The organism is Mesorhizobium sp. M7A.F.Ca.MR.148.00.0.0 (assembly GCF_003997735.1).
GTDB lineage: Bacteria > Pseudomonadota > Alphaproteobacteria > Rhizobiales > Rhizobiaceae > Mesorhizobium.
The window spans coordinates 1-6,558 of sequence record NZ_RZTB01000186.1 but is presented as its reverse complement, the minus strand read 5'-3'; the positions used below and the strand labels follow the sequence as shown (position 1 = coordinate 6,558).

Annotated in this window: 5 protein-coding genes; 4 read left to right on the top strand and 1 reads right to left on the bottom strand. The window is 64.4% G+C overall.

Translation table 11 applies throughout. The features are described 5' to 3' along the window. Positions 1–186: 186 nt before the first annotated feature. The gene (locus EOB49_RS32130) at positions 187–1,251 is read right to left on the bottom strand and encodes a spermidine/putrescine ABC transporter substrate-binding protein (RefSeq protein WP_127383341.1); all 1,065 of its coding nucleotides are present in this window, start codon (positions 1,249–1,251) and stop codon (positions 187–189) included. Positions 1,252–1,489: 238 nt separating this feature from the next. On the opposite strand from EOB49_RS32130, the gene EOB49_RS32125 reads away from it, so the two are divergent. From EOB49_RS32125 to EOB49_RS32110, 4 genes are read left to right on the top strand one after another with little or no spacing between them, the layout of a single operon-like run. After that, positions 1,490–2,428, top strand: coding sequence for a GntR family transcriptional regulator (locus tag EOB49_RS32125; RefSeq protein WP_127323215.1), 939 nt, complete (start codon positions 1,490–1,492; stop codon positions 2,426–2,428). Positions 2,429–2,438: 10 nt separating this feature from the next. After that, positions 2,439–3,722 (top strand): glycosyltransferase, encoded by a 1,284-nt coding sequence (locus EOB49_RS32120; protein ID WP_127383340.1) that lies wholly within the window; start codon positions 2,439–2,441, stop codon positions 3,720–3,722. A 5-nt stretch (positions 3,723–3,727) separates the two neighbouring features. After that, on the top strand, positions 3,728–5,107 hold the full coding sequence (locus tag EOB49_RS32115; RefSeq protein ID WP_127383339.1) for a glutamine synthetase family protein: 1,380 nt from the start codon (positions 3,728–3,730) through the stop codon (positions 5,105–5,107). 2 nt (positions 5,108–5,109) lie between these two features. Then, the gene (locus EOB49_RS32110) at positions 5,110–6,411 is read left to right on the top strand and encodes an FAD-binding oxidoreductase (RefSeq protein ID WP_127383338.1); all 1,302 of its coding nucleotides are present in this window, start codon (positions 5,110–5,112) and stop codon (positions 6,409–6,411) included. Positions 6,412–6,558: the final 147 nt, after the last annotated feature.

Sequence of the window (6,558 nt, the reverse complement as noted above, 5' to 3'; positions counted from 1 at the left end):
GCCTTCCTCTTCTCCCCAACGGGGAGAAGGTGGCCGCGAAGCGGCCGGATGAGGGGGAGCTGCGCCGAAGATTGGCGAAAGCCTGCAAGCCAGCCAATCTCCCCCGCTAAGGGGCAGATGGCCGGCAGGCCAGAGGGGGGCGACACGGAACGCAAGCTTGATTCCAGGATGCTGTTGGAACAGTCCCTACTGCGCCGCCTTGATCTCGCTGACGATCTTCGAATAGTCGCGCTGGGCGTCGCCGACGTCGCGCAATTGCTCGAACTTGACGAGGTCGGCCACCGGCATCGCCATGTTGGGGAATTTGGCCAGGAAATCGGCCGGCAGGCTTTCCATCGCTGGCTTGTTCGGCACCTTGTAGTCGATGTTCTGCGCCGCCCAGGCGTGGTTCTTGGCGTCGAGCATGAAGTTGATGAACTGGAAGGCGGCGTCCTTGTTGGCGGAGGCCTTCATCACCACCATCGTGTCGACCCAGAGGTCGGAGCCTTCCTTGGGAATGACGTATTTGATCTCGGGCTTTTCGGCGATGCCGTAATTGCACCAGCCGTCCCATGCCTGCACCATCAGCGCCTCGCCGGACACCAGCTTGGAATAGAAGGTGGTGTCGTCATAGGCGAGCAGGGTCTTCTTGGCCGAGATCAGCAGATCCTTGACCTCAGCCATCTTGGCCGGGTCGGTTTCGTTGACCGAATAGCCCTTGTCGAGCTGGCCGGCGGCCAGCAGCCAGCGGTCGGTCGCCAGCATGGTGGTCTTGCCCTTCAATTCGTCGGATGGCGCGAGCAGGTCGCTCCAGCTGGTCGGCGCGACCTTCATCAGGTCCGAGCGGTAGCAGAGGCCGGTGGTGCCCCAGGTGTAGGGCACCGAGAATGCATTGCCGGCATCGTGCGGCAGCTTGGTTGCCTCGGGATAGAGATTGGCGAGGTTCGGTATCTTGGCGTGATCGATCGGCTCGGTCAGGCCGAGCTTGTTCAGCACCTCGGCGAAGGGCGAAGAAACGAAGACCACGTCATAGCCCTTGCCGCCGGCGGCGATGAGCTTGCCCATGATCTCTTCATTGGTGGCGTGCACCACCACTTCGCCCGACACGCCGGTGGCGGTCTTGAAGGCGGCCATGGCGTCAGGCGCCATGTAGCCGTCCCAGTTGGAAATGACGAGGTCGGCAGCCGTCGCCGGCGCGGACAGCGCCAAGGCCAGGCCAAGTGCGATCGAAGATGTTTTCAGCGCACGGCGCCGCAGGCTGGTAGCGGTCATGACAGACTCCCATTTCGGTTGATCGTCGAATTGCATTCGCCGGACCACGCTTGCGACCCTTGCCGCTGCCTCGATCCCGTTCCCTCGGTCTTTTTCTCGCCGATTGCTCTGACAGTACTATTGCAGAAAAAAGTACGTCAATCCATAATTTGCTAGGCGATCGTGGAATCTGGCCGATTGCGTCCGTGCGGGCGATCGGTCAAATCGATGCGGTCATGTCGTTTCCACGAGACCAGTCATGCAAGCCGCCGCCCGACGACCTCGCACCAACCACCTCGATCTGGCGCAGCGCATCCTGGATGTGGCGCGGCAGCGCGGTTTTGAGCCCGGCGCACGCTTGCCGGAGCAGCAGATCGCTTCGTTGTGCAATGTCTCGCGCACGCCGGTGCGGGCGGCTCTCGGCCTGCTCGCTGAACGGGGTGTCGTGCGCTGGGAGGCGGATTCCGGTTATCACCTGGCCATCGACCTCACCGCGCAGGCTTCAGTCGCCACGGAACTGCCCGCCGCCGAGGAGGACGAGTTGGCCGAGGCGATCCTGCGCGACCGGTCGGCGCGTCGGCTGGACCAGACGGTGACCGTCGCGGGGCTGATACGGCGCTACAGCGCCGAGCGCAAGACGGTACTAAAAGCACTCAACAAACTGACCGAAGAGAATTTGTTGGACCGAGCGCCTGGCCAGTCCTGGCTGTTTCGGCGCACGCCCGACGATCCAGAGGCGCAAGGCGACAGCTATGAGTTCCGCTTGCTGCTGGAACCCGCGGCCATCCTGACGCCGGGCTTCCGGCTGGATGGCGCGCGGGCGGCGGCGTTGCGCCAGGGCATGGAAGCGCTGGTGGCGTTGCCGGATGCGGCCTTCGACACACGCGAGTTCCAGCGGCTGGACATCGATTTTCACGGCATGCTCGCCGAAGGCTGCGCCAACCGCTTCGTTGCCGATGCGCTGGCCGATCATCTCAGGCTGCGCCGGCTACCGGGCATCTATGCCGGCGTCAACGTCTTCCGCTTGCGGCAATCGCTGCGCGAACACCTTGTTATACTCGACCATCTTGAAAGCCTGCAGTATGAGGTGGCTGCCGATCTGCTTCGCATCCACCTGCGGCTCTCCCGCAACCAGCGACCGCAAGCGGCCAGTCGCGGGGCGCCCGCCCTGTTCGGCATGATCAGCCGGCCGGAATGACGAGGAATAATTGACGCGTAAAGCCAGCCCGACCATCGCGCTGTTTCCCGAAGCCAGTTTCGGCGCGGCGTTGAATTGCGTCGGCATCGCGCAGGCATTGCGTGCCAAGGGAGCCCGGCCCGTCTTCATTTGCCATGCCGGCTTTTCCGGCGTCTTTGCCGACTATGGTTTCCAGGAATACCAGCTGCCGACCGACGAGCCGCTGAGCGACAGCGAACGCCAGAGCTACTGGCAGGCTTTCGTGCGCCGGCACCTGCCGCATTTCCGGCTGAGCCCGATCGACCAGCTGGAAACCTATGTCGCGCCGACCTGGCAGGCCATCGTCGACACTGCGGTCAATGCCGAGGCGCCGCTGCGCCAATTGCTGGCGCGGCTGAAGCCGGACGCGGTGGTGCTCGACAATGTCATCATGTTCCCGGCGATATCAGCCGCCGGCTGTCCCTGGGTGCGTGTCGTCTCCTGCGCCGAGACCGAGCTGCCGGATGCCAATGTGCCTCCCTATCTGTCGGGGCTTGGCGCCGACGACCCGCAACGCGCGGCTTTCGAGGCAAGGTATCTGGCGGCTTGCGCGCCCGCACATGACCGCTTCAATCGCTTTCGCATGGATGCCGGCCTGGCGTCGCTGCCGAAGGGCCTGTTCCTCGAGGCGTCGCCCGACCTCAATTTGCTGCTGACGCCTTCGATCGTGCGTCGTGAGCGGGCCGAGCCGCTCGATCCCACGCGCTTCGTCTATCTCGAAGGCTGCGTGCGCTCGGAAGGGCCGTTCGAAGTGCCGGTGTTTCCGCGCAACAAGGGGCCGCTAGTCTATGTCAGCTTCGGCAGCCTCGGCGCCATGGATGTCGGCCTGATCGAGCGCATGCTGGTCGTCTTCGACAGGCTGCCGGCGCGCTTTATTGTCAATGCCGGCGGCCTGCGCGACGCCTACCGTGCGGTGCCGGACAATGTCTATCTCGACGCCTGGTTTCCGCAGCCCTCGGTGGTGGCGAAGTCAGACCTGTTCATCCATCACGGCGGCAACAACAGCTTTTGCGAAGCGCTGCGCTTCGGCGTGCCGTCACTGATCATGCCCTATTGCTGGGACGGACACGACAATGCGCGCCGCGCCGGAGAAACCGGCGTCGGTGACCATATCGGCCGCGACGCCTGGACCGAAGGAGTGTTGGAGAGAGCCATTCTCGGCCTGCTGGCCGACGATGCCATGCGCGCCCGCCTCAAGGACAATGCAGCCCAAATGGCGCTGAAACCTGGAACGGATGTGGCCGCGCAAGCCATACTCTCTCTGATACGGACGTGAACGAAATGCCTGACAACAACGCGAATATCTCGCTCTTCAGCGGCAATGACGCCAAGGCCTGGCTGACCCGGCATGGGATCAACGAAGTCGAGTGCCTGGTGCCCGACATGAACGGCGTCCTGCGCGGCAAGGCCTTGCCGACGGCCAAATTCCTCCAGGCGCTGGAAGATCGCGCGCTCTATCTGCCGAGCAGCGCTTTCCTGGTCAGCATCGACGGCCGCTACTCCGGCTCGATCGACGAGGGTTTTGCCTATTCGGACCCGGACATGCGCATGGTGCCCGATGTCTCGACGCTGTGCCTGGCGCCGGGTGCCGCTCCCGGCAAGGCCTATGTCTTCGCCGATGCCTTCCATACGGACGACCGGCCCTGGATGGCCTCGCCGCGCCATGTGCTGCGCGCCGTGCTCGACCTCTACGCCAGGCGCGGCTGGCGGGCGGTGGTGGCGCCGGAGCTCGAATTCTATCTGACCGCGCCCAATCCCGATCCGGACCAGCCGCTGACCGCTCCGATCGGCGCCAATGGCCGTGCCGAGGGGGTGCAGCATCCCTATGACATGGCCGCGCTCGAGGAGTTCGAGCCGGTGATCCGCCGCGTCTACGACTACGCCGCGGCGGCCGGCCTGCCGCTCGACACGCTGATCCATGAATCGGGTACGGCGCAGCTTGAGATCAACTTCCTGCATGGCGATGCGCTGCCGCTGGCCGACAAGGTGCTGCTGTTCAAGCGGCTGACGCGCCAGGCCGCGCAGCAAAGCGGAATGCATGCGACCTTCATGGCCAAGCCGATCGCCGCGCAGGCGGGAAGCTCGATGCATCTGCACATGTCGGTCATCGACGAGGCTGGCAGGACGCTGTTTGCCGGCAGCGACGATGCCGACACCGCAATGTTCGGCCACTTCATCGGCGGCCTGCAGAAATATGTCCCGGAAATCATGCCGCTGTTTGCGCCCAATGTGAATTCGTACCGTCGCATAAGGCCGAACCACAGCGCGCCGGCCAACATCGAATGGTCGCATGACAACCGTTCCTGCGGCCTGCGCGTGCCGGCCGGGGGCCGCGCGGCGCGGCGGGTGGAGAACCGGCTTCCGGGTGCGGATTCCAATCCTTACCTGGCGATCGCCGGCTCGCTGCTTGCCGGCTATCTTGGCGTCGAACAGAAACTGGCGCGCTCGGCCGAAGCGTCGGGCAATGCCTACAAGATCAAGAGCACGCTGCCGAAAACGATGGAGGAGGCGCTCGACCGTTTCGAGGCTTGCGGCCCGGTGCGAGAGTTGCTCGGCGAGGATTTCTTCCAGACCTATCTGCGCGTCAAGAGCGTGGAGCTCGATCTGTTCCAGGGCGTGGTGACGAGCTGGGAACGCGACCACCTTCTGCTGAAGGTGTGATCATGGCTTCCAGTTCAACGGGCTTCAATTCGGGCCTCGACATCGCCAAATCCTATTATGTCGCCACCGCCAATCCGGCGCCGGACCATCCGGCGCTTGTCGGCGATGTCGAAGCCGACCTGGTGGTCGTCGGTGGCGGCTGCACCGGCCTGTCAGCCGCCCTTCACGCCGCAGAGCGCGGCGTGAAGGTGGTGCTGCTCGAAGGCGGCAAGATCGGCTGGGGCGCGTCGGGCCGCAATGGCGGCCAGATGATCCCCGGCCTGCGCAAGGGCGCCAAGGGCCTGGTCAAACTCTACGGGCCGGAGCGGGCAAAGGTGCTGTTCGATCTTGCCTTCGAGGCACGCGGGTTGGTGCTCGATATCATCGAGCGCCACGCCATCGATTGCGATCTCAGGCTGACCGGCCATCTGGTCGGCGCGGTCAACGGCTCCGACCTCAGGGATCTCGAGGAAGAGGCCGAGTGTCTGGCCACGGTGATGAAATTTCCGCATGCCGAGATCCTGTCGGCGGCGGAAGCCCGCGCCAAGGTCGACACGTCATATCATGGCGCGATGTACGAGCCGCTCGGCGGCCACATGCACCCGCTCAATTACACGCTCGGCCTTGCCCGTGCGGCAGTTGCGGCCGGCGTCACGATCCACGAGAACTCGGTGGCGGTGAAGCTGGAGCGTGAGCCTTCGATCCGGGTCTCGACGGCAAAGGGATCGGTTCGGGCCAGACATGTCGTGCTGGCGGGGGATGCGCTGCTCAATGGGCTGGAGCCACGCGTCAACAGCCGCATCATGCCGGTCGGCAACTACATCGTCGCCACCGAGCCGCTGGAGGGCAAGCGCTATGTCATCCCGGCCAATGTCGCGGTGTCCGACACCCGCTTCGTCGTCAACTACTACCGCATGTCGGCGGATGGACGCCTGCTGTTCGGTGGCGGCGAGCGTTACACGCCGTCACCGCCGGCCGATATCGCCGGCTTCGTGCGGCCGCACATGGAAGCCACCTTTCCGCAGCTCAAGGACTGCCGCATCGATCACGCCTGGGGTGGGCTGGTGTCGGTGACGACATCACGGCTGCCGCACGTCGGGCACTATGGCGAGGTGTATTTCGCGCATGGCTATTCCGGCAAGGGCGTCATCCTGTCGACGCTGTCCGGCAAGCTGCTGGCCGAAGCGATCACTGGCGATGCCTCGCGGCTTGACTTGTTCTCGACGCTGACGCCGATGCCGTTCCCGGGCGGCACGGCGCTGCGTGGGCCGCTCTATGTGCTGGGGATGTTGTGGTACGCGATGCGGGATCGCATCAAGCATTGATCAGAGGCAATTGTCGACGTTAGCACTGCCCCTCACCTGCCTGCCGGCATCCTCTCCCGTCAACGGGGCGAGGGACGCTGTTGTCGCCGGTATCGCCAATGTTGCAGGAAAGGCGATGGCGTTGCGCCAGCTACTTTCTCCCCGTCA